Raw genomic sequence first — 22,707 nt, forward strand, 5'->3', positions numbered from 1 at the left:
GCCGATGGTACTGCACTTTTGTGGGTGTGGGAGAGTAGGTCACCGCGGGTTTTTTTATTCAAGAGGGGAAGACCTTATAGGTCTTCCCCTCTTTTTGTGTACCCAAAAACTCTTTGGAGCGAAAGCCCCATAACTCAGCAGAGTACAGAGACGCAGCAGAGAAGTGGAGGAACAAGGCTGCAGGGCCAGCCCGACAGCGTGCCAGCCTACTGCAGAGGTAACGAGATGGGGAGTTCACAGATCCGCCTGAATGACGAACTAGAGGGCACGGTGGAGGAACTCTTGGTACCTTAACAACAAGAGCAATCAATCCACATCTCTACCCGAACGAGTAGAGAACACGCAAAGGAGCATCATCATGGCCGATGAGAAGAGCATCTACGAACGCTGGAGCGAAGAACGCCTCGACCCGCCCTTCCCCAAAGAATGGGGGCTGGATGAAGAAGACGAAGCCGAGTTGCTCTGGCCCATCTGGCCCCTGCTGTTCATGGGTGAATCTGATACTGAGCAGTACGTAGAAACCATCACCGATTATGTGATGGACGTACTCGGTCTGGAATACGATGGGGAGAACGAAGACAGCAAGCTCTGGGAAAAGCGCGTAGAGGACTACGTGGAAGAGCTCATCAAGCGTCGTCGTGCCTTTGCTGCTGAGCTGGGCATTACCCCCGAAATGCAGAAGAACTCTAACCTCAACCGTGCCTTCGCAGCCCTGGAAGAAGAAGGAGTTATCGCACGACAGAACTTCACCTGCTGCGGTACCTGCGCCTCCGCAGAAATCTGGGACGAGATCGACGATAGCCGTGAATGGAAGGGATACATCTACTTCCACCAGCAGGACACCGAAAGCCTCGCTGAGAGCGGTGGTACCTACGTTGGGTTCGGTTCCTTCCTCGCCTACCCCAGGGACGAAAATGAATGGAACGCGCTGAGCGATGCGCAGAAGGAAGAGATTAGTGCTCTTCACAAGAAGCTTTCCGTGGAGCTCATGAAGGACACCATTATCCCCGTACTGGAGAAGTACGGCCTGAACGTGGAGTGGAAGGGGAACTTCGACACCCGCCCGTTCATTGGGGGAGTGGAAATCTACAACATTCCCTAGCAGCTGGTGAGCTGAACCGGATGGGTGCCTCGGCGCTATACTTGTGCGCTACTTGTGGCAGAGGGGAGTGGCACCTCCCAATGCTACGAAAGTTTACAAGGAAAATAAGCTAAGAGCGTGAGAACAAACATCACAGTATCTCAGTCAGAGTATTAACTAGCCGATAAGGCACCCATTCGGTAGGCTAGACGGGTAGCGCGGTACGTCCACACTAGAGAAAAGACAGAACCTGTCCACATGATAGGAACTGCCCAACATAGCTTTAAGCTGCCATATACGGCAGGAAGCTGAGCTCTAGAACGCCCCGCAGAGATCAGAAGGCACCCAGCTCAGACGAGCACTGGCACTCTGAACCTCTGCCCTGATGGGTGCGTACTCCATAAGGAGTAGGCTAGAAGAAGTGGACGAACCGCCACCCATATTCCCAACCAAAGGAGCAGGCATGTCGACCGACGCCCGCGAAAAAGCCCGCCAGATTGCGGCACAGCAGGCCAAGAAGAGCCCCAGCCAGGCAAGCCGCCGCTGGCTCCAGCTCGGCGTACTCGCTGTGGTCCTCGTCATCGTAGGTATCATCGGTTTCGTCGTAATCAACGGCAACAAGAACACCAAGGTAGCAGAAAGCGGCCCCGTGCCCGCCAGCGCCAACGAATACGGTGGCATTGTGCTGACCAAGGACGGAATCGTCAAAAACTCCTCCACCCAGGAGACCCGCGACTTCAAACAGCTCGCAACCTCGACCTCCTCCGTAACCCCCATGGTCAACGGAACCGCAGCAGCAGTCAACACCATGCCCCCGGGCGTGCAGACCGCTGAAGAAGCAGCCAAGAACGGCCAGCCCGTTCGCGTGACCATCTTCCAGGACTACAACTGCGTGCACTGTGCAGAGTTCGAGAAGAAGTACGGTGAAGAAATCCAGAAGCTCGTCGAAGACGGCACCATCACCCTGGAAATCCGCAACCTGACCTTCCTGGACCGTTCCTCGCCCACCGCTTACTCCGCACGTAACGCGGCAGCAGCATACTCCGTGGCCAACCAGGTCAGCACCAGCGAATTCCTGAACTACCAGCGTGAGATCTTTACTCACCAGGGCCGCGGCGACATGAACAACCAGCAGATCGCCGACATCGCTTCTAAGCACGGTGCGTCCATCGGCTCCGATATGAACGAAGGCAAGTGGCGCCCCTTCGTGGACGTGGTCAACGCTGAATCCGCAAAGAACGGTATTAAGGGTACCCCCACCGTCTTCGTTGATGGTGACCAGTACACCAGCAACGACTTCAGCGCCTTCCTGAAGAGCAAGATCGAAGCTAAGAAGAAGTAACCGCTTCGATACGAAAACCCGGTAACCTCGGCGTGAGGCTACCGGGTTCTTCTGTACAGGGTGATGAGTTTGAGGGGCGGATGAGCATCAAGCAGAAGTGGTGTTCTTAAGGGGGTAAAACGAAGGAAACGAACGAATCAAACCGGCACAATCCAGAAGCATTCTCAAGCAAACCGCCAAAGAACAACTAAGCAGATTCAACCACGAGAATAGGGTACACTGGACAAGTTGCCTCCTTAGCTCAGTTGGCCAGAGCATCTGTCTTGTAAACAGAGGGTCACCGGTTCGAATCCGGTAGGGGGCTCAGAAAAATCCTGGTTCGCACCAGCCTCATAGCAGAGGTGCGGATCAGGATTTTATTGTAGCGAGTGTCCTCGAGTGTCTAAGGGACCCGCACCAACACATCGTCTACCCGCCCTGAGGAACCAAGTATGTCTGAAACCTCCGGAACCCCGCAGGCCACCGCCTCGCAGGGCACCCGTACCGCGGCGCTGCGCACCGTCAAAGCACGCGAAAACAACGACTACCCCCTCGAAGAATTCATCGAATCGCGAGGATTCCGCCCCGAAATCCAGGGCCTGCGCGCCTTCGCCGTGCTCCTCGTGGTGCTCTACCACGTCTGGTTCGGCAAAGTCTCCGGCGGTGTGGACGTCTTCCTCTTCATCTCCGCCTTCCTGCTCTCGCTCTCCTTCATGCGCAAGATCAACGAAGGCAAACCCCTCAAACTTTTCAACTACTGGCTGCACGTCTTCCAGCGACTGCTGCCCGTAGCGACGGTGGTTATCGCGGGTACCACGATTGCGTCCTTCTTCGTGCTCGCGCCCAGCCGCTGGTCGCAAACCGTTACCGACGCAACGAGCTCCCTGTTCTACTTCCAGAACTGGAACCTCGCGTTCAGCTCCGTGGACTACTACGCCCAAAACGCCTCTGTGAAGTCGCCCTTCCAGCACTTCTGGTCGCTCTCCATCCAGGGGCAGATCTTCATCATCTGGCCCCTGCTCTTTGCCGCAGTAGCCTACTTCGTACACCGATTCCGCGGGAACCTCTTCACCACCGCGGTATTCATCTTCAACACGGTGTTCGTCGCATCCCTAACCTTCTCTATCGTCGAAACCGACACCAACCAGGGATTCGCCTACTTCGACACCCGCACCCGCCTGTGGGAGTTCGCCATCGGCACCCTGCTGGCGATGCTCACCCTCAAATGGAAGGCGCCCGAAAAGGCGCGAGTCGTCATGGGCTGGGTCGGCATCATCGGCCTGGTCACCTGCGGTGCAATCCTGCCCGTCGAACGAGCATTCCCCGGCTACCTCGCCCTGTGGCCCGTGCTCTCCGGTGCGCTCGTCATCATGGCCGGCCGCACCAACAGCCGCTGGGGCATTGACCGACTGCTGGTCTCCGCACCCCTGCAGAACCTGGGTAACATCTCCTACGCCCTGTACCTGGTGCACTGGCCCATCCTCATTCTCTACAGCAGCGCCGTCGGCACCTCCCGCGTGAACATCATCGAAGGCACCATCATCATCCTTGCCTCCATCGGCCTGGCATGGCTGCTCATCCGCTTCGTCGAAAAGCCGCTGCGCTACCGCAAGGATCCCTTCGTACCCTGGCTCATGATGAAGATGCGCTTCAAGACCGTCTTCTCCGTCAAGACCTGGGCCGACCAGCTCGCCTTCATCCTCGCCATCTTCCTGGTCGCCGGCGTACCCCTGACCGCCGCACAGACCTGGATCGGCTACCGCAACGCCCAGTCCGAGCAGAACGCCGAACTGAAGGTACAGACCGTCACCGAAAACTACCCCGGCGCCCGCGCTATCGGCGGCGCCCAGCAGGGGCTCATCGACAACCCCATCCCCTCCGGCGGTGACGTCAAAGCCCAGTACGAAGGCCTGAGCGACACCTGCACCGGCGCCTTCGCACCCTCCGACCCGGCACTCGCCAAGTACTGCAGCCTGCAGAAGAACGGCGGCGACGACGTTCCGCTGACCATGGTCATCGGCAACTCCCACGCCGAACAGGTGCTGAGCTCCTTCAAGCCCATCGCCGAGCAGACCAAAACCAACCTGCAGGCCTACCTGCTCGGTGGCTGCCAGTACCCGGTCCGCGCCGTTAACGCTAGTAATGAATGCTCGGAATTCAACACCAAGATGACCGAGGAAATCCTCAAGCGTAAGCCGCAGACCGTGGTCCTCATCGCGACCATCGCCCAGGCCCGCTCGAACGACGAACGCATCGACCCGAGCCTCGACGAGACGGTACGCCGTCTCACCGAAGCAGGAATCCAGGTCATCGGTCTACGCGATAACCCGCGCTTCGAGTACAACATCTACGAATGCGCTCAGAAGGCCGGCGCCGACAAGAGCTCCTGCGCACGACCCGCAAGCGAAAAGTACGCTGCCGAAAACCCCGCAAAGGAAGTCTTCGACAAGTACCGCGGACAGGGCGCCGTCATGGTCGACCTGGCAGACGTGTACTGCCCGGATGGCACCTGCAGCCCCGTGGTCGGAAACATCTACGTCTACATCGATGACAACCATGTCTCCAAGACCTACAGCCGCACCATGGCTCAGGAAGTGTTCCAGCGTGCAGCGGAAGGCGGCTGGCTCGTCAACGGAAAAGTGAACTTCTAAAGTTCGCCAATACAGCGGATCCCCCGTGCTGTTCTACAGAAGTATGAACAGTGCGGGGGATCCGCTGTATTAGGAGGAACTGCAGTGGCAAATGGACTCTGTGGGTCTATATAGTGATGCATGGTTGAATATGAAATCAGGATAGGCTAACTTAAAATTATCTTAGGGTTGCCTTAATAATCCTGGTTTATAGACAACACCACAGAGTCGAGCACGACAGCACACGATGATCCCTTCCGGACTGAAGTAACCCCCTCCGCGGAACAAAGCGGCACCCGGCTCGTCCGACTGCGTCCTGCTCCAACAAGGAGAACAATGACCATCTCACGTAGCACCTTCATTAAGGGTGCATCTTTCACCGCACTGGCCGGCCTGCTCGCCGCATGCTCTACCGGCAACGGCTCCAGTACCTCGGGCTCAACCACCACCGCGAGCGCCGAAGCGGGCGCATTCCCCATCACGATTACCAGCGACTACGGTGATACCGTCCTCAAGCAGGCCCCCACCAAGATTGCCGTGGTCAACGCCTGGAAGAACGCCGACGCACTGCTCGCCCTTGGCGTGGTGCCCGCAGGTATCCCCAAGGTCAGCTGGGGCCAGAACTCCAACGACTCCACCGATTGGTTCGACGCCAAGCTCAAGGAAATGGGCAAGAGCCTGAACGACATTACCCGTTACGCCGAGGCCGACGGCCCCGCCTATCAGGAACTCGCCAAGCTCGCTCCGGATGTTATCTTCGCACCCTACGGCAATATGAGCGCCGAAATCTACAAGAAGCTCTCCGACATTGCACCCGTCGTGACCGCCCCCAAGGGCGTAGGCATGTTCGAAGTATCCTGGCAACAAGTCGTTGAGCAGGCGGGCAAGATGCTTGGTACCCCCTCCGCCGCTACCAAGCTCATTGACGAGACCACCAAAAAGCTGAAGGAAGCAACCTCCAAGTACAGCAACCTCGCTGGTGCAAGCTTCATCGCGGGCTACTTTGATGTCGAGAAGAAAACCCTCGGCGCATACACCGCCAAGGACTCCCGCCCCCAGACCTTTACCGACTGGGGCATGGTTGAAGCACCCTACGTCACTGAACACTCCAAGGATGCGCAGAGCGTCTTCCTCTCCATCTCTTCCGAAGTGCTCGACCAGGTTGAATGCGACGTGCTCTGGGCTTGGGTCAACGACCCCGCTGACGTGGAGAAGATTAAGTCAGATCCGCTCTTCGCTGCTCTCCCTGCCCTGAAGAAGAACGCCGCTATCTTCGAATCCGATAAGCACCTTGGTCTGGCCCTCTCGGCTGCCTCCCCGCTGTCGCTGACCTGGGCCGTGAAGAATTCCTCCATTCTGGAGAAGTTCTCCACCGCTATCAAGAACGGTAAGGGCTCCAAGTAACGTGAGCCATCCCCACTCGGGACACGGGCAGGCCCGCGGTGTACACAGCACCCGGCGCCTGCCCCGTTTGTGTCTCCTCATTGCCCTCACCTGCGTTGCCGCCGCGCTATCGTTGCTCGTTGGCACTCGATTTATCGACCCAGCTACTGTGCTCAACACCCTGACCGGTCACAGCCCGGAAGGTATCGAAGGCGCCGTTATCGATGCGCGTATTACCCGAACCATCTGGGGACTCATCATCGGTGCCGCCCTCGGCCTCGCTGGAGCCGGTATGCAGGGTATTACCCGCAACCCGCTCGGCGACCCCGGAATCCTCGGGGTGAACTCCGGTGCAGCCTTTGCCGTGGTCACCGGTATTACCTTCCTCGGCGTGAAGAGCACAACCGAGTATTCCGTGCTCGCATTCGTAGGCGCCGCCGCGGCCTCCGCTCTGGTATACGCCTTTGCCTCCATCGGCAAGGACGGCGCGACCCCCGTTAAGCTGGCGCTCATGGGTGCGGCCCTCAGCGCCGGGCTCGGATCGCTCACCAGCGCTCTGATTCTGACGCGCCAGAACGCCCTGGATGATCTGCGCCGCTGGCAGGTGGGGTCCATCGCGGGTAAAGATCTGGAGAACCTCTTCCCCTCGGGGATTTTGTTGCTTGTTGGTGCGCTCATCCTGTTTACGGGAAGCCGAACCATTAACAACCTCGCCCTTGGCGACGACATGGCTGCGTCCCTTGGCGAAAACGTCAATAGAAGAAGGTTCATTCTCTTTATCGGTATAACCCTACTCGTCGGCGCCGCCGTCGCGCTCGCGGGCCCCATCGCTTTCCTCGGCCTCATGGCCCCGCACGCCATGCGTTCCTTCATCAGTGCGGACTACCGAATGCTTCTGCCTGCTTCTGCACTCTTCGGCGCGGTTATCCTGTTGCTCGCCGACACGCTCGGCCGTGTGCTGATGCCTCCGCAGGAAATTCAGGTGGGCGTGAGCACCATTGTGGTGGGCGTGCCTGTCTTCATCTACCTGATTCGACGGTCTAAGGGGGCGAGCCTCTCATGATGAGCCCGCATCGTAACGCTACCGGCGGGGTGGCCGAGCTACGCGCTATCCGTCGCCGCGAAATGCGCCGCCCCATCCTTGGACTCTCCGGGTTGGCCCTCGCGCTCCTGGCTGCCATGGCTGTACGCGTTCTGCTGGGTAGCTATACCGTTACCATTCCCGACTTTCTGACCTTGGTCACCGGTGGTGAAGTACCCGTACGAGGGGCCAGGTTTATCGTCATGGAGGACAAACTTCCCCGCGCAGTCCTTGGTGCTCTCGCCGGCATCGCCTTTGGATGCGCCGGTGCCATCTTCCAGTTGCTCCTACGCAATCCGCTGGCTAGCCCAGATATTATCGGCATTAGCAACGGCGCCTCCCTCGGCGCGGTGCTCTCCATGGTCTATTGGGGTGCTTCGGGATTCAGCGTCTCGCTCTTCGCAATCGTCTTCGCCCTCGCCGCTGCGGTCGTCACGATGCTTCTGGCCTCGGGACAAGGCAATGTGGGGAACCGCTTCATCCTGATGGGTATTGGCGTGGCTGCGCTCTGCAACGCGGCCGTCACCTACCTGCTCGAACGCATGTCTATCGGCCAGGCTAGTAGCGCGACCGTCTGGATGGTCGGCTCCCTCAGCATCGCCAACTGGGATCGCATTGGTATTCTGCTCATAGCTCTGCTGGTGCTTTTGCCTTTTATCCTCTGGGGTATCAACCACCTAAAGACCTCAGCCGTGGGTGATGACCTGGCGCACGGTCTGGGTGTGCCGGTGGGTTTCATCCGCTGGTACTACATCGGCTTGGGTGTACTCTTGGCCGCTGTCGCCACTGCGGCTACTGGGCCCATTGCCTTCGTTGCGTTCGTCGCGGGACCTATCGCCCGTCGTATTATTGGCGGCCGCCACACGATTCTGGGAGCATCTCTTGTGGGCGCAACCATCGTGGTGCTTGCCGACTTCGTGGCGGCGAACCTTTTCCCGTCCATCTCATTCCCCGTAGGTATTCTGACCGGTGCTATGGGCGCGCCGTTGCTCATCTGGCTGCTCGTGCAGAATCAAAAGGAAGGAAAATAATGAAAGAAATCACCGAACGCACCCTCAAAGTAGAGAACGTCAGCCTCGGCTACGGCGAAACCACCATCGTCAAAGACCTCTCCCTTGAATTTCCGAAGGGCAAAATCACCGCGATTATTGGCCCGAACGGTTGCGGCAAGTCCACCCTGCTACGCGGTGTCTCCCGGCTGCTCAAGCCTCTCAGCGGTGACTTCACCTTGGATGGAAAATCCACTCACGAGTACTCCATGAAGGGGTTCGCGCGTATGGTCGGGCTGATGCCCCAGCACCCCATCGCACCCGAAGGCATCACCGTCGCCGACCTCGTCTCGCGCGGCCGCTACCCCTACCAGGGCCTCTTCAAGCGGAACAGCGCCGAAGACGACGAGGCGGTTGCTTGGGCTCTCGAAGCCACCGATACAATGTCCCTGGCAGAACGACAGGTCACCGAACTCTCCGGCGGTCAGCGCCAGCGCGTCTGGATTGCCATGGCGCTCGCCCAAGAAACCGATATCCTGCTACTGGATGAGCCGACCACCTACCTCGACCTGGCACACCAGGTGGAGCTACTCGATCTGCTCTCGGAACTCAACGAGCAGCGCGGCACCACCATGATCATGGTGCTGCATGAACTGAACCTCGCCGCCCGAGTCGCTGACTACCTGGTCGCGATGAAGGACGGCTCCATCGTTGCCCAGGGCGAGGCACACGACGTACTCACCCGCGAGAACCTGCACACCATCTTCGGGCTGAAAGCCGAAGTTGCAGACCCGTTCAATGACGGAAGCGTCGTGGTTGTACCGCACCCGCGCATCCCCACAAACCACGGTGTAGCGGGCCAGGAGCGCGAGTAGCCGTGGGGGAGCGCATCAAACGACGCCGTGTGCGCACACATGGTGATAACGCCTATGGCATCTTCACCCTGGCTGTGAGCCGTGTGGAGCGGCTGACCCCTTCCTACGTGCGGGTCAGCCTGACCGGTCCCTCCCTACGCTACGCCGTGAACCCGGTCGCGTTGGGTGGGCTAAATGCCGACACACATGCGGTGGGGGAACAGGATACTACCAGGAGTGAGGGCGAGCTCGGTTCCTACCGCGGCGTGTTGGACGGCTACGTTAAGTTGCTCGTGCCGCCCGCCGTCCAACACGACGAGTATGGACGCATCACGCGCCTAAACCCTGAGCCGGTGCACATCGACCTCACCGACACATGGCGGCAGGACTGGTTCGCCTTGCCCGATACCGAACGCGGCTGGATGCGTACATACACTCTGCGCGCCTCCCGCCTGCACGATCCTGATGCTGCTCTGCGCAAGGTGATCGAGGCCCTGCCTGTTGCGCCTCTCATCCCTGCCGGGGTAAGCCTACCTGCCGCGCCAGGTATCGACTCCGCTCTGCCCGAAATCGATCTCGACTTTGTACTCCACACCGAGGTAAGTTCCGACGGGGTTGAACGCATGGGCCCCGGTGCTACCTGGGCAAGCCTTGCTGAGAGGGGGGATAGAGTCTCTATCCTCGCGCCCTTGGCGGGTCAGCCTCTGTGGGCCTCTTGGTCGAGTGGTGGCGCCGCGCGCATCATCCTCGCGGTGGATGAAACCGCGGTACCCGCCGCTCTCTCTATCCTTGCGGACTATGCTGCCGGGGATCAGAAGCCTGCCGAAATCCAGCTCATCGCAGAGGTGCCTCACGCAACCGACAGCCTAACCACGCTGTGGGACGGTCCTTATCCGCACTTGCCTGCACTGAGTGAGTTACCGAACCTCACCGTTAACTGGTGTGCTCGCGAAGATGCGCCCCGAGGCGAAGCCCTGACCGCTGGTCTGCGTAAGGCTCTGGGTTTGGGTGCGTGGAATTCTAAAGGTGCCCCTGTAGCTGCTGAGCCTTCCCCAGATTGTGACGACGAAACCGAGGTTGTCTGGACCCTGGCAGATGATGAGAACCCGCAGATTTACGTGTTTATTGCGGGTGAGGCGTCGGTTGTCAAGACCCTGCGCCGTATCTGCGTGCAGGAGGCGTCCATTCCCAAAAATGATGTTTCATTCATGGGATACTGGAAAACAGGACGCACCGAAAGCTAAGCGACGAAGCCGGTACACCGCGCGGGTGTACCGGCTTCTTCCATAGAAGGGCTAAACTCTACAGACGCCCGGAAAGAAGACACAATGACGACCCCGCTCCTAGACTCCAACGGCAAGCTCAACGGTGAATCAGTACGCTACGTAGCAATCGGCGACTCCTTCACCGAAGGCGTGGGCGACGTTGACCGCCGCCGCCCCAACGGACTGCGCGGCTGGGCAGACCGCGTTGCCGAAGGTATCGGCGCAGTAGACCCGCAGGCACAGTACGCAAACCTTGCTATCCGCGGCCGCCTGCTCATTCCCATCCTCGAAGAACAGCTGCCGGCTGCTCTGGAGCTGAAGCCCAACCTCGTCACCTTCTACGGCGGCGGTAACGACATCATGCGCCCCAACGTGGATATTGACCAGCTCATGACCCACGTGGACGAAGCCTTCGCAACCCTGCGCGGCGAAGGAATCGAAGTGCTTACCGTAACCGGCCTGGATGTACAGGGCCAGGGCCCCTTCGCCCGCACCCGCGGCCGCACCGCCACCTACAACGAGCTACTGCGCGGCATCGCCGAAGACCACGGCGTGCACATTATTGACTACTGGCGCTGGAATGACTTCCTCGACTGGCGTCTGTGGGCTGATGACCGTCTGCACATGAACGATCTCGGCCATGAACGCTTCGCATCCCGCGTGCTGGCGCAGCTCGGCCTGCCTGGCGTGGTCACCGAATCGGTACTGCCTCCGGAGGTGCAGCTGACCGCTCGTGAGAAGATCGAGCAGGAGGCGCGCTGGGTTCGCGAGTTCGCCCTGCCGTGGATTGGCCGCCGACTGAAGGGCACGAGCTCCGGTGACGGCGTGAGCCCCAAGTACCCGCAGTGGGTGCCCGCGGCAAGCCTGAAGAACTAGGCGGAAGAACTAGGGCTGCGGTGGCTCACGGTACGGCGTAGAACTGTACGCCGGGGGAGTGCCCTGCGCGGTATCTGTACCGTATTTGCGCTCGCATCTACGCCGTAACGGGGGCGGTAAAACCGCCGCTACCTGTACCGTTACTACCCCTTAAACTGCCCTTTAAAACCGGGGCGGAAGCGTTTAAACGAGAGTTAAAAGCTCTTTAAACGCGTGTTTAAGCCTGTTTAACAGTCCTGCGCATACCGTCAGAAGCGGTGGCGCGGGGCCGTTTTCGGCTTAAATCCGGCTTAAGCTGTTAATCTCACAACATGAATTTCACCGGTGTAATTTATTCCCGGTCACATAGAGAACGCCCGTTCTTAAATCGGTGCATTAACGCCTGACTAGGGGCGTTAAAGAATCCCTTAAAAACATCTGGACTTGCAAAAATACCCATTTTTGGTAGAATAGGTAGGTATGTTTGCCGCCCGGCGGCAAGCGCGCATCCGCGAATCGAGTGCCTCGCTTAAACGAGGTGCAATCGGCTCAGAACACCGAGATTCCGCGGATTTTTAAGGCAAAATCCGGCGTGCAGGCTTGCACGAACCCCCGTATTTACCTAGAATTTAACGCTGTTCGTAGTGGTGGAAACGCCTCTCGACACTAATAAGCTTCACCGTTTTTCCCGCGGCGGGGATCGATGCGTGGCCTCTCACCCACGTGACGATCTCAAACACTCTAGCCCGGCGAATAACCCGGTGCTTCTACATTGGTGGCGGGACGCTCACGAGTAACATCGACTGCGTACCGTCATAAAAGTCAATCAATAAAGGAGTGAAACATGGCAGCAGTCTGCCAGGTGACCGGAGCTGTTCCCGGCTTTGGACACAGCATTTCGCACTCGCATCGCCGCAACAAGCGTCGATTCGACCCGAACGTACAGAAGAAGACCTACTGGGTTCCTTCGCTGCGTCGTAAGGTAACCCTGAACGTGTCCGCTAAGGGCATCAAGGTGATCGATGCTCGTGGCATCGATGCCGTTGTTGCAGAAATCATCGCACGCGGGGAGAAGATCTAGTAAATGGCATCCAAGGCTAAGGACCTCCGTCCTATCATCAAGCTCAAGTCCACTGCTGGCACCGGTTACACCTACGTGACCCGTAAGAACCGCCGCAACAACCCCGACCGCATGGTGCTGAAGAAGTACGACCCCGTCGTCCGCAAGCACGTTGACTTCCGAGAGGAGCGCTAAGAATGGCTAAGAAGTCCAAGATCGCTCGCAACGAGCAGCGCAAGGTCATCGTCGCTCGCTACAACGAGAAGCGTATCGCGCTGAAGAAGACCCTGATCGACGAGAACGCTACCCCCGAGGAGCGCGAAGCAGCACGCGTGGCACTGCAGAAGCTGCCCCGCAACGCTTCCCCCGTTCGCGTGCGTAACCGCGACCAGATCGACGGCCGCCCCCGCGGTACCTTCCAGAAGTTCGGTATCTCCCGCGTGCGCTTCCGCGAGATGGCACACCGCGGCGAGCTGCCCGGTATCACCAAGTCCAGCTGGTAAATCTGGTATTTTAGTTCCTAAACGGTTTTCCGTCGTCACCGACGGTCACTCGCTTTAGACTCAAACCTTAAGTCTCTGGAAGGGGCACCCTAATGGCTAAGAACCGTACCGAACTCGTTGCAGAGGTTGCAGAGAAGTCTGGCAAGAGCCAGGCAACTGTAAACGCAGTCCTCGACGCAGTGTTCCAGGTTTTCGAGTCTTCCGTCTCCAAGGGCGAGAAGATCACCATCCCCGGTTGGATGGCAATCGAGCGCACCGACCGTGCAGCTCGTACCGGCCGTAACCCGCAGACCGGCGAAACCATCCAGATTCCCGCCGGTCACGGCGTGAAGCTGACCGCAGGCTCCAAGCTGAAGGCAGCAGTCGCTAAGAAGAAGTAATTCTTGAGACTTTGAATCTGCTAAAGACCCCCACCAATACGGTGGGGGTCTTTTAGTATGCCCAGATGCTCTCTCTTGGTGACGGAGGTACGGGTTGTCGGGAGGTGGCGGTACCGGTGAGGTAGCGCGGCTAGCGAGGTGCTACCGATGAGGCGGTGCTGAGGGGAGCTGCGAGGGCACGCGTGGCGGGGAGCGTGCACAAGGTGGGTTTTCAAGACCCTAACCCTTAACTCGAGCATAAGACACAGAAAGTAGCTCGGTTTCACAGGGGAAGCTACGATGGGCTACAGAAAAAATAAAGAAAATTTATGCATATGAGCAGAAAGCTATGCATGAGCTGAGCGAAAAACCGCGATTATCAAACCCTGCTGAGAAAAATACTTATACATTGCCGATCGGACACAGCTTAAACACAGCAAACTAAAGCTCAATCTTAGACTCACACCCTAAGCTGGAATCACCGGCGAAGGAAAAGCCACACACCATACACAACGGCCCCACCCAACCGGAAAATCAACCATACAAACCCCGGACGATTGACCCTCCGGGATGCACAAGGAGAACCACCTCATGGCACGCCCCGCACTGCATACTTCCGCACAGACCCCCAACCGTCGCTTCCGCACCGGCGCGGCAGCCCTGTCCCTCGCAGCAATCGCAGCACTCGGCCTGAGCGCTTGCGGCGCGCAGAACACCTCCAACCCGGCACCCACCGCAACCGCAACCGCCAAGGCAACCTCCACCGCTGACGCAGCAGTCAACGCGGGCAACGGCAAGGTCACCGTCAAGGCAAGCGACGCAGCCTCCCCGAGCGCAACCGCAAGCAGCTCCCAGGGTACCGTCACCGTCACCGAAAACGGTGTGACCGTCAGCGGTGCTGATGGTACCGGGGTCACCGCAGACGCCAACGGTAATGTAACCGTCAACGGCGCGAACGGAACCGGCGTGACCGCCGACGCTAGCGGCAACGCAACCGTCAACGGCGGCTCGGCATCGAACAACTCGGGCTCCAGCAACTCGGGCTCCTCCGCAAAGGTCGACGAGAAGGCAGGCGAGACCTCCGCCAAGAGCGGCTCGAACGGCTCCGGCACCGTGACCGTCGACAGCGGAACCGTCAGCGCAGCCAACGGCTACACCCTCATCGAAATCAAGACCGACGGCGGCTGGTCCTACCACGCCCCCAACGGCGACATCATTGAGGTACGAGCTGACGGCTCCTGGGAGCGCGTTGGCGATGGAGGCGTCGTTGAGGTTGATGCTGACGGCTCCTGGGAGCAGACCGGCGAGAACGGCGTGATCGAGGTAGAAGCCAACGGCACTTGGGAACAGACCGGCGGCAAAGGCGCGGTTAAGGTACCCAGCGTCCCTCTCAAGCCTGCCGGTGCTACCGTGGACCCCGTCAAGCCCGTCACTCCCCGTAACTAACTGATGTGACCAGCCGACAAACCGGGCAGAAACGTGGGATATCCCACCCGCTAGAATGCGGATAAACGCCCGGTGGCTCGGATAAAAGCCCCCCAAACTCGATAGAATTAACGCGGTTGGTTACACCGATAATCGTTATGGAATCCCACAAGGATCCTGCGCACGACGCGAATACGTCGCCAACTAGCCGCACCATACTAACAACCACAAGGAGAAATAATGGCATTCGCCCCCGCAATGAAGAAGACCACCGCGGTTCTGTCCATCGCCTTCGCAGGCGCACTGGGCCTGAGCGCATGTGGCTCCCAGTCCTCTTCCACCACCACCGCGACTGCATCCGCATCTGCTTCTGCGACTGCTTCCGCAAGCGCATCGGCTAAGGCATCCTCTGCAGCTGCAACCACCTCGGCTGCATCTGCTTCCGCTTCTGCAGACGTGAAGGTTGACAAGGACGGCAACGTCACCGTCAAGGCTAACGACGGCGAGGGCAACTCCGCAGACGTGAAGGTCGGCGCAGACGGCAAGGCTTCCGTCAACGCTAAGGACTCCGAGGGTAACTCCTCCAAGGTAGAGTCCGACGAGAAGGGCACCAAGGCTGAGTCCAAGGACTCCGAGGGTAACTCCTCCTCCGCCGTTGAGGGCGACGTTATTGCTTCCGAGGACGGCGGCTGGTCCATTCAGGGTGACGAAGGTCAGGTAGCTGTACAGGCTGACGGCTCCTGGAGCCGCCAGGACGCAAACGGCCAGGTCGCAGTTAAGGCTGACGGCTCCTGGACCATCCAGTCTAACAGCGGCCTGCAGGCATCCGTGGACGCATCCGGTGAAGTAACCTCCATCGTTGGCGGCGAGAAGGCAGACCTGAAGGCTCCGAAGGTTCCCGCAAAGCCCGCACAGGCTAAGGTCAACCCCGTCAAGCCCGCACAGCCCAAGTAAGCTGCAAAGAGCTAACAGCGGCTTGTGACGCTACCAGAGCGTAACAGCCCCTGACCCTATAAGACGCCCCGTGTGCATCCGAGCGTGATGTGCACGGGGCGTTTTGCGTCTTCAAGCTGCGCTGAACTCCTAGGGAAAATAGGAAGCTTCGCATAACTGTTGTTAGGATTAGGGAGGCGCTCAGAATCTAGCTCTCACTCAACTCTCACTCAACGAACAACCACACTATAGGTCTCCCCGGCATAGCACGGGGATCTACCAGAAAAGAGAACACAGTGAAGAAGTCTATGGCTGTTCTGTCCCTGAGCCTCGCCGCGACCTTCGGTCTTGCAGCTTGTAGCTCCAACGCCAAGGCACCCGCCGAAAGCCAGAGTGCATCCGCGAGCGCGTCTGCCTCCTCCAGCGCGTCTGCGAACGCATCCACCTCGACAGCTACCTCGGCAAGCGCATCTGCAAACCCAAATAGCTCGAGCTCCTCCGCCAAGGAATCCGGAAGCCAGAAGGGTGGCTTGTCGGGTGCATCCGCCATTCCTACGGACCCCACCGATAGCAACTACGGTCCGCAGATCTACAAGCGTTACAAGGAAATCGTCGAAGAGGCTAAGAAAGATCACTCCACCAAGAGGACTACGAACACTGAAGGCAATGTGTACGCTGCCCCTGACGGAAGCATCGCTGTTGTCGAAGCTAAGAACGGTAACTACATCAGCATTGAGAACGACGGCAGCTGGGTACGTGTGACCCCTGAAGGCGAGGTTGTCGCCGTGGATGATAAGGGCGCCTGGATTGCTGTCAATCCTAATGGCGAAATAACTAGCGTTGATGAGAACGGTGCAGCTTCCATGATTAACATTAAGACCTCGGAGGTCTCGGGCGACTACCAGTCCCTGGAGCTGCCCAAGATTCCGGCTCCCGTGGGAGACCTGCCCGCCCCGAAGAATCCCGTAAAGCCGACCAGCGTCAAGACCCACGAGTAGGCAGACCCGTACAGCGGTAGCCGCTCGTAGAGCCTTTCAACTCTTGAACGCCCCGTGCGCATCCGAACGTGATGCGTGCGGGGCGTTTCTGTGCGCTTGCAGAGTACCGCCAGGATGAGGTGCTAGGCTGGACGCGGGAAATAACGCCCGCTCAACAAATCCCACCCATAACGGACACCCCGGACGCCCAGCGCAGTTCGGGATCTACCAGAAAAGAGAACACAGTGAAGAAGTCTATCGCTGTTCTGTCCCTGAGCCTCGCCGCAACCCTCGGCCTTGCCGCGTGCAGCCCCACCAACATCAAGGCACCCGCCGAAAGCCAGAGCAACTCCGCGAGTGCGTCTGCATCGGCGACTGCCTCTGCGAGCGCTTCGGCTACCGCTTCCGCGAGCGCATCCTCCGAGTCCAAGGCAAGCGCATCGGCATCCGGCTCGGCAAGCGCATCTGAGAAGAGCTCTTCAGATACCAAGGGCACCGATAGCAGCTCCAGTGATAACGCCGCAGTCGGAATCGGTAAGCAACGATATAACGTCTTCAAGAAGGGCGCTGAACAGGCCAAGAAGGACCCCAGCACTAAGAAGAGCACCAACGCTGACGGCGCCGTGTACACCGACACGAAGGAAGGCGCCTCCATCGTCGAAGCTAAGAACGGTGACTACATCCTGATTAAGGATGACGGCGGCTGGATCCGCGTTAGCCCCGACGGATCGCTCAGCAGCGTCAGCGAATCCGGTGACTGGAGCGTCATCAAGACCAACGGCGATACCATCGCTGTTGATGAGAACGGTGAAGCTACCATCACGAACGTTGTCACCGGTGAATACTCCCAGGACTACAAGTCGCTGGAACTGCCCAAGCCCCCGGCCCCCGTGGACGGCTACAGCACCGCCCCGAAGGAAGGCGTGAAGCCGACCAGCGCTAAGACTCACGAGTAGGCAGACCGGTACAGGGGTAGCCGCTCGTAGCGCCTTTCAAAGCTTGAACGCCCCGTGCGCATCCGAACGTGATGCGTGCGGGGCGTTTCTGTGTCTTCAAACCGTGATGAGAAGAGCCGTGAAAGTAGCGGGGGAGGGGCCACCTGCGACGCGACATCTCAGGGAGCTTTCAGGTCACGGTGCTAGCATGATGGCGTACACCGGGTAGCCCGTGTACAGGTCAACCACACCACGCACTGCGCCGTCGCAGAGCGGCGCATACAGAAAAGAGAAACTACAGTGAAGAAGTCTATTGCTGTTCTGTCCCTGACCATTGCCGGTGCCCTCGGCCTCGCAGCCTGCGGCGGCAACAGCGGCAGCAACTCCAACTCCACCGCATCGGCAAGCGCATCCGCTTCTGCAACCGCTTCCGCAACTGCCTCGGCACCCGCTAGCACCTCCGCAGCGGCAACCAGCGAAAGCAGCACCTCCGCAGCAGCTGAAACCACCAAGGCAGAAACCAAGACCACCCAGGGCACCATCAGTGCACCTAGCGGTCTGCCCAGCGAAGCAACCGAAGCACTCAAGAAGGGTCAGGAATCCGCTGAGCAGGCAGCCTCCGCAGGCTACACCGCCAGCAAGAAAGCCCTGGAGCAGCTCAAGGAGCAGTCCGGCGTGAAGAAGGTGCAGACCAGCGACGGCACCGTCTACTACACCAATGAACTTGCCGCATTCGAAGCCAAGGACGGCGCTATCGTCAGCATCCAGAACACCGGTGTGTGGACCAGCATCGACTCCAACGGTACAACCATCGTCGTGAAAGAGGACGGCTCCTGGATTAAGACCAACCCCAAGGACAACCTCTACACCGTCGTCAATGCAGACGGCACCGCATCCGTGCTGAACACCAAGACCTTCGAGAAGGCGACCGACGTCTCCACCATCGAGACCCCGAAGGCACCTGGCCGTATCGACGGTTTCAGCGGCACCGCTAAGACCCCGGTCAAGCCCACCAAGATTGGTGACCTCTCCGAGGTTGCAGGCGCTAAGTAAAAACTAGCGCCTGCCTCCGGGCAGAACAGCCAGAACAGCCCACCAGAATAGGGCTTACCAAGTGCCCCGCGCGCATCCGATAGTGATGCGTGCGGGGCGTCTTTAATTATTTCTCACTCGGGGATGGAGGGGTTTAAATCTTCGGAATGGGTTGCAGGCGGCGCAACTGCGTCACATGCTTGGGTTCGAGTTCCTCAACGCAGCTGACCTGTAGCAGGCGCATTGTGCGGCGCACCTCTTCCGAGAGGATCTCAATCGTGCGATCCACACCGCGGCGGCCACCCGCCATGAGTCCGTATAGGTAGGCGCGGCCAATCAGCGTGAACTTGGCGCCCAAGGCCAGCGAGGCCACCACATCCGCGCCGTTCATAATGCCGGTATCCACCATAACTTCGGTGTCCTTGCCGACCTCGCGAACCACTTCCGGGAGCAGGTGGAAGGGAACCGGAGCGCGGTCCAACTGGCGGCCGCCGTGGTTCGACAGTAGGATGCCGTCCACGCCTAAATCAGCCAGCTTCTTGGAATCCTCCACGTTTTGCACGCCCTTAATGACAATCTTGCCGGGCCACAACTCACGGATTTCCTTAAGATCCTCGTAATTGATGGACGGATCCATAGCAGCGTCCAGCAATTCGCCCACCGTGCCGCCTGTCGAGGAGAGTGAAGCGAACTCCAATTTGGGCGTGGTGAGGAAGTCATACCACCACCACGGGCGCGGAATCGCGTTCGCCACTGTCTTCAGCGAAAGCTGGGGCGGAATGGAAAAGCCGTTGCGCTTATCGCGCAGGCGCGCCCCCGCAATGGGCGTATCTACGGTGAAGAAGAGCGTATCGTAGCCGGCCTTTGCGGCACGCTCGACCAGGCCGTAGGAAATCTCACGCTGACGCATCACGTACAGCTGGAACCACAGACGGCCGTTTGGGTTGACGCGGCGTACATCCTCAATGCTGGTTGTACCCAGGGTTGAGAGGGTGAAGGGGATGCCCGCTGCCCCCGCCGCGCCGGATCCGGCAATCTCGCCCTCGGTCTGCATGAGGCGTGTGAAGCCCGTGGGGGCGATACCGAAGGGTAGAGCGGAGGTACCGCCCAGTACCTGCGTGGTGGTGTCTACGGTGGAAACATCCGTCAGGATGCCCGGGTGGAACTCGACATCCTCGAAGGCTTGGCGGGCGCGGGTCATCGACAGTTCACCTTCCGCGGCGCCGTCCGTGTAGTCGAAAGCGGCGGCGGGTGTGCGGCGCTTTGCGATGCGGCGCAAATCGTAGATGGTCAGTGCGCTCTGTAGGCGGTTACCTGCAAAATCGAGGCTGGGCTTCTTGAATTGCATAAACTCAAGTAGTTCGCTGGGCTTGGGGAGCTGACGTTGCACCATGGGAGGCCTTTCTCTTGGGGGGCGCCGCCTGCAGGGCGGGCCTTGAGTGGGGGCGGGGTCATCGGCGAGTCCCGCAGAATGGTGTGCGAAAAACCGCACCCTTCTAGTCTAAAAATTAAGGATTGAGTTAATCAATAGTTAGGTAAGGCTTAACTTATTAAGTTAAATATTTTGGGGGTGCCCCTGCGTATCGGTACCGGAGGGCATGACGAATGAATGAGATGCAACGATTCCCAAACCCGTGCATACCACTTTCGCACTCCTCAACTCACGCAAATATGACGTAATATGACGAGCCCTTACCTCCCGCGTTCACAAAGCTCAACTCCCAGCGAACCACCCCCACCACGCTGGCATAATGGGGACAGCAAACCATCGCGCCCACACACGGCGCACCCAACAGGAGAGAGAACCCATGAGCGAGAACACCACCCGCACCGTACGCGTGCGCGCCAGCGAACTCGAAGGCCGAGCCTGGCTCAACACCGGCGATAAGAACCTGACCCTGCAGGATCTGCGCGGCAAAATCGTTATTCTCGACTTCTGGACCCTCTGCTGCATCAACTGCCTGCACGTCCTCGACGAGCTGCGCCCCCTCGAAGAAGAATTCTCCGACGTGCTCGTCACCGTCGGTGTGCACAGCCCCAAATTTGAGCACGAAGCAGACCCCGTAGCGCTCGCCGCAGCCGTCGACCGCTACCACATCACCCACCCCGTACTCGACGACCCCGAACTGACCACCTGGCAGGCATACACCGCCCGCGCATGGCCCACCCTCGTCGTCGTCGACCCCGAAGGCTACATCGTCGCCCACCTCTCCGGCGAAGGCCACGTACAGGGCCTCACTTCCCTCGTACGCGAACTCGTCGCAGAACACGAGGCGAAGGGCACTCTGCACCGCGGCGACGGCCCCTACGTGCCCCGCCCCAAGGCAGCCGGCACCTACGCCTTCCCCGGCAAGGCTATCGAACTGCCCGCCGAATTCGGCCCCGCAAACCTCTTCGGCAACCGCGAGCGCACCTACCTCGTTGCAGACAGCGCGCGCCACCGCATCCTGCAGGTAGCAGCCGACCTCAACACCGTCATCAACACCTACGGCGGCGGCGACGACCCCGTGAACCACCCCGTTAAGGGCCACGTCGACGGCACCGGCACCGAAGCGCGCTTCAACGAACCCGCCGGCCTCGCCCTCGTACCCGAGAACCTGCGCGAGCAGCTCGGCTACGATGTGCTCGTCGCCGACACCGTCAACCACCGTCTGCGCTCCCTCAACCTGCGCACCGGCGAAGTACGCACCCTCGCAGGCAACGGCGTGCAGCGCGTCATTGACGGCGACAACGCCGTCACCGGCGACCCCAACCACATCCCCGTTGGCGTGCCCGCCACCGAAATTGCGCTCTCCTCACCCTGGGATGCCGTCTACTCCCGCGAAGCCGGCCAGTTCATCATCGCCATGGCAGGCACCCACCAGCTCTTCGGCTACGAACCCGTCAACGGCACCGTCAGCATCTTCGCAGGCTCCGGCGTGGAAGGCCTCGCTGACGGCCCCGCCGCCGAAGCCTGGTTCGCCCAGCCCTCCGGCATCATCGAAGCCCGCGACGGCAGCCTCTGGGTCGCCTGCTCCGAAACCAGCGGCCTGCGCCACGTCACCTTCACCGACAATGGCGTACAGGTCACCTCCGCTGTCGGCAAGGGCCTGTTCGACTTCGGCTTCGTTGACGGCGACTCGGACACCGCCCGCATGCAGCACCCCCTCGGCCTGACCGAGCTGCCCGACGGCTCCATCGCAGTCGCAGACACCTACAACGGCGCCATCCGCCGCTGGGACCCCGCAACCGGCACCCTCGGCACCCTCGAACGCGGCCTCGACGAACCCTCCGACCTGCTCGTCGAAGAGGTACCCGGCGAAGAACCGCGCCTCATCATTGTGGAAACCAACGCCCACCAGCTCGTGCGCGCCTCCATTCCCGCCAAGGCACAGCACGTCGACGAAGGCGCCATCACCACCGCGCGCCCCTCCACCAAGCTCACCGGCGGCACTCTCGAATTCGTCTCACGATTCACCGTGCCCACCGGCCAGAAGCTCGACACCCGCTGGGGCGACCCCACCCAGCTGAAGATCTCATCCACCCCCGAGAACTTCATCCTGGAAGGTGCCGGCACCTCCACCGGACTGACCCGAACCCTCGTACTCAACCCCGAAATCACCGAGGCAGTCCTGCACATCACCGCCCGTGCCGCCGCCTGCGACGGCACCCCCGACGGTGACATCCCCGAGCACGCAGCATGCCACCTCTACCAGCAGGACTGGGGCATTCCCGTCATCGTGACCGGTGACGAGGCAGACGAAAGCGAACTCGTCCTGGACCTTCGCGGTATCAACTAGGAACCTATAAAAGAATCAAGGGTCAGTATTATCCTCGCTCCTACAGGGACACCCGTCCTCGCTTCGCTCGGACACCCTGATGTCGCTACGGATAATACTGACCCTTTTCTGCTGTGCCGCCCTGATACCGCTGCGGATAGTACCGGTTCCTTTGTGCCTTTAGGATGAACGGAGGCGAAAGGACCGGGTCATCCTCGCTCCTACAGGGGCACCCGTCCTCGCTTCGCTTCGGACACCCTGATGTC

Annotated in this window: 20 protein-coding genes and 1 tRNA gene; 20 read left to right on the forward strand and 1 reads right to left on the reverse strand. The window is 59.7% G+C overall.

Annotated features, from left to right (window positions below):
- The first annotated feature begins 358 nt into the window (after positions 1-358).
- The 19 genes from QZ540_RS04890 to QZ540_RS04980 all read left to right on the forward strand — a co-directional run bounded on the left by QZ540_RS04890 (position 359) and on the right by QZ540_RS04980 (position 18,704).
- Positions 359-1,102 carry a DUF6891 domain-containing protein gene (locus tag QZ540_RS04890; protein ID WP_294628152.1) on the forward strand — a complete coding sequence of 248 codons (744 nt, stop codon included), beginning with the start codon at positions 359-361 and terminating at the stop codon, positions 1,100-1,102.
- A gap of 442 nt (positions 1,103-1,544) precedes the next feature.
- On the forward strand, positions 1,545-2,423 hold the full coding sequence (locus QZ540_RS04895; RefSeq protein ID WP_294628154.1) for a thioredoxin domain-containing protein: 879 nt from the start codon (positions 1,545-1,547) through the stop codon (positions 2,421-2,423).
- Positions 2,424-2,653: 230 nt separating this feature from the next.
- Positions 2,654-2,727, forward strand: a tRNA-Thr gene (locus tag QZ540_RS04900).
- 127 nt (positions 2,728-2,854) lie between these two features.
- Positions 2,855-5,053, forward strand: coding sequence for an acyltransferase family protein (locus tag QZ540_RS04905; protein WP_294628156.1), 2,199 nt, complete (start codon positions 2,855-2,857; stop codon positions 5,051-5,053).
- Between the two features lie 315 nt (positions 5,054-5,368).
- On the forward strand, positions 5,369-6,436 hold the full coding sequence (locus QZ540_RS04910; protein WP_294628158.1) for an ABC transporter substrate-binding protein: 1,068 nt from the start codon (positions 5,369-5,371) through the stop codon (positions 6,434-6,436).
- Between the two features lie 67 nt (positions 6,437-6,503).
- On the forward strand, positions 6,504-7,478 hold the full coding sequence (locus QZ540_RS04915) for an iron ABC transporter permease (RefSeq protein ID WP_294628160.1): 975 nt from the start codon (positions 6,504-6,506) through the stop codon (positions 7,476-7,478).
- Positions 7,475-8,527, forward strand: a complete 1,053-nt coding sequence (locus QZ540_RS04920; protein ID WP_294628162.1) for an iron chelate uptake ABC transporter family permease subunit — start codon at positions 7,475-7,477, stop codon at positions 8,525-8,527. The genes QZ540_RS04915 and QZ540_RS04920 overlap by 4 nt, the downstream gene beginning before the upstream one ends.
- Positions 8,527-9,360 (forward strand): ABC transporter ATP-binding protein, encoded by an 834-nt coding sequence (locus tag QZ540_RS04925; RefSeq protein WP_294628164.1) that lies wholly within the window; start codon positions 8,527-8,529, stop codon positions 9,358-9,360. The genes QZ540_RS04920 and QZ540_RS04925 overlap by 1 nt, the downstream gene beginning before the upstream one ends.
- A gap of 29 nt (positions 9,361-9,389) precedes the next feature.
- Complete coding sequence (locus tag QZ540_RS04930) at positions 9,390-10,583, forward strand: siderophore-interacting protein (protein ID WP_294628166.1); 1,194 nt, start codon at positions 9,390-9,392, stop codon at positions 10,581-10,583.
- An 84-nt stretch (positions 10,584-10,667) separates the two neighbouring features.
- On the forward strand, positions 10,668-11,480 hold the full coding sequence (locus QZ540_RS04935; RefSeq protein ID WP_294628169.1) for an SGNH/GDSL hydrolase family protein: 813 nt from the start codon (positions 10,668-10,670) through the stop codon (positions 11,478-11,480).
- Positions 11,481-12,303: 823 nt separating this feature from the next.
- A complete protein-coding gene (gene rpmB, locus QZ540_RS04940; protein WP_004005966.1) occupies positions 12,304-12,540 on the forward strand; it encodes a 50S ribosomal protein L28 in 237 nt (78 codons plus the stop codon).
- Between the two features lie 3 nt (positions 12,541-12,543).
- Positions 12,544-12,714 (forward strand): 50S ribosomal protein L33, encoded by a 171-nt coding sequence (rpmG, locus tag QZ540_RS04945; protein WP_004005967.1) that lies wholly within the window; start codon positions 12,544-12,546, stop codon positions 12,712-12,714.
- 2 nt (positions 12,715-12,716) lie between these two features.
- Positions 12,717-13,022, forward strand: a complete 306-nt coding sequence (rpsN, locus tag QZ540_RS04950; protein ID WP_005506731.1) for a 30S ribosomal protein S14 — start codon at positions 12,717-12,719, stop codon at positions 13,020-13,022.
- A 92-nt stretch (positions 13,023-13,114) separates the two neighbouring features.
- Positions 13,115-13,402: an HU family DNA-binding protein gene (locus QZ540_RS04955; protein WP_005506733.1), complete on the forward strand. Its 288-nt coding sequence runs from the start codon at positions 13,115-13,117 to the stop codon at positions 13,400-13,402.
- Positions 13,403-13,972: 570 nt separating this feature from the next.
- A complete protein-coding gene (locus QZ540_RS04960; protein ID WP_294628171.1) occupies positions 13,973-14,827 on the forward strand; it encodes a hypothetical protein in 855 nt (284 codons plus the stop codon).
- 219 nt (positions 14,828-15,046) lie between these two features.
- On the forward strand, positions 15,047-15,760 hold the full coding sequence (locus tag QZ540_RS04965; protein WP_070604206.1) for a hypothetical protein: 714 nt from the start codon (positions 15,047-15,049) through the stop codon (positions 15,758-15,760).
- A 275-nt stretch (positions 15,761-16,035) separates the two neighbouring features.
- Positions 16,036-16,737 (forward strand): transcriptional regulator, encoded by a 702-nt coding sequence (locus QZ540_RS04970; protein ID WP_294628174.1) that lies wholly within the window; start codon positions 16,036-16,038, stop codon positions 16,735-16,737.
- Between the two features lie 224 nt (positions 16,738-16,961).
- On the forward strand, positions 16,962-17,672 hold the full coding sequence (locus tag QZ540_RS04975; protein ID WP_294628176.1) for a transcriptional regulator: 711 nt from the start codon (positions 16,962-16,964) through the stop codon (positions 17,670-17,672).
- 279 nt (positions 17,673-17,951) lie between these two features.
- Positions 17,952-18,704, forward strand: a complete 753-nt coding sequence (locus QZ540_RS04980) for a preprotein translocase subunit SecD (RefSeq protein ID WP_294628178.1) — start codon at positions 17,952-17,954, stop codon at positions 18,702-18,704.
- Positions 18,705-18,837: 133 nt separating this feature from the next.
- On the opposite strand, the gene QZ540_RS04985 is transcribed toward QZ540_RS04980, so the two are convergent.
- Positions 18,838-20,076, reverse strand: a complete 1,239-nt coding sequence (locus QZ540_RS04985; RefSeq protein ID WP_294628180.1) for an alpha-hydroxy acid oxidase — start codon at positions 20,074-20,076, stop codon at positions 18,838-18,840.
- A gap of 415 nt (positions 20,077-20,491) precedes the next feature.
- Here QZ540_RS04985 and QZ540_RS04990 point away from each other — a divergent pair, with 415 nt between their 5' ends.
- Positions 20,492-22,462 carry an NHL domain-containing thioredoxin family protein gene (locus QZ540_RS04990; RefSeq protein WP_294628182.1) on the forward strand — a complete coding sequence of 657 codons (1,971 nt, stop codon included), beginning with the start codon at positions 20,492-20,494 and terminating at the stop codon, positions 22,460-22,462.
- Positions 22,463-22,707: the final 245 nt, after the last annotated feature.

It is taken from the genome of uncultured Rothia sp., assembly GCF_916049665.1.
In the GTDB taxonomy this organism is placed as follows: domain Bacteria; phylum Actinomycetota; class Actinomycetes; order Actinomycetales; family Micrococcaceae; genus Rothia.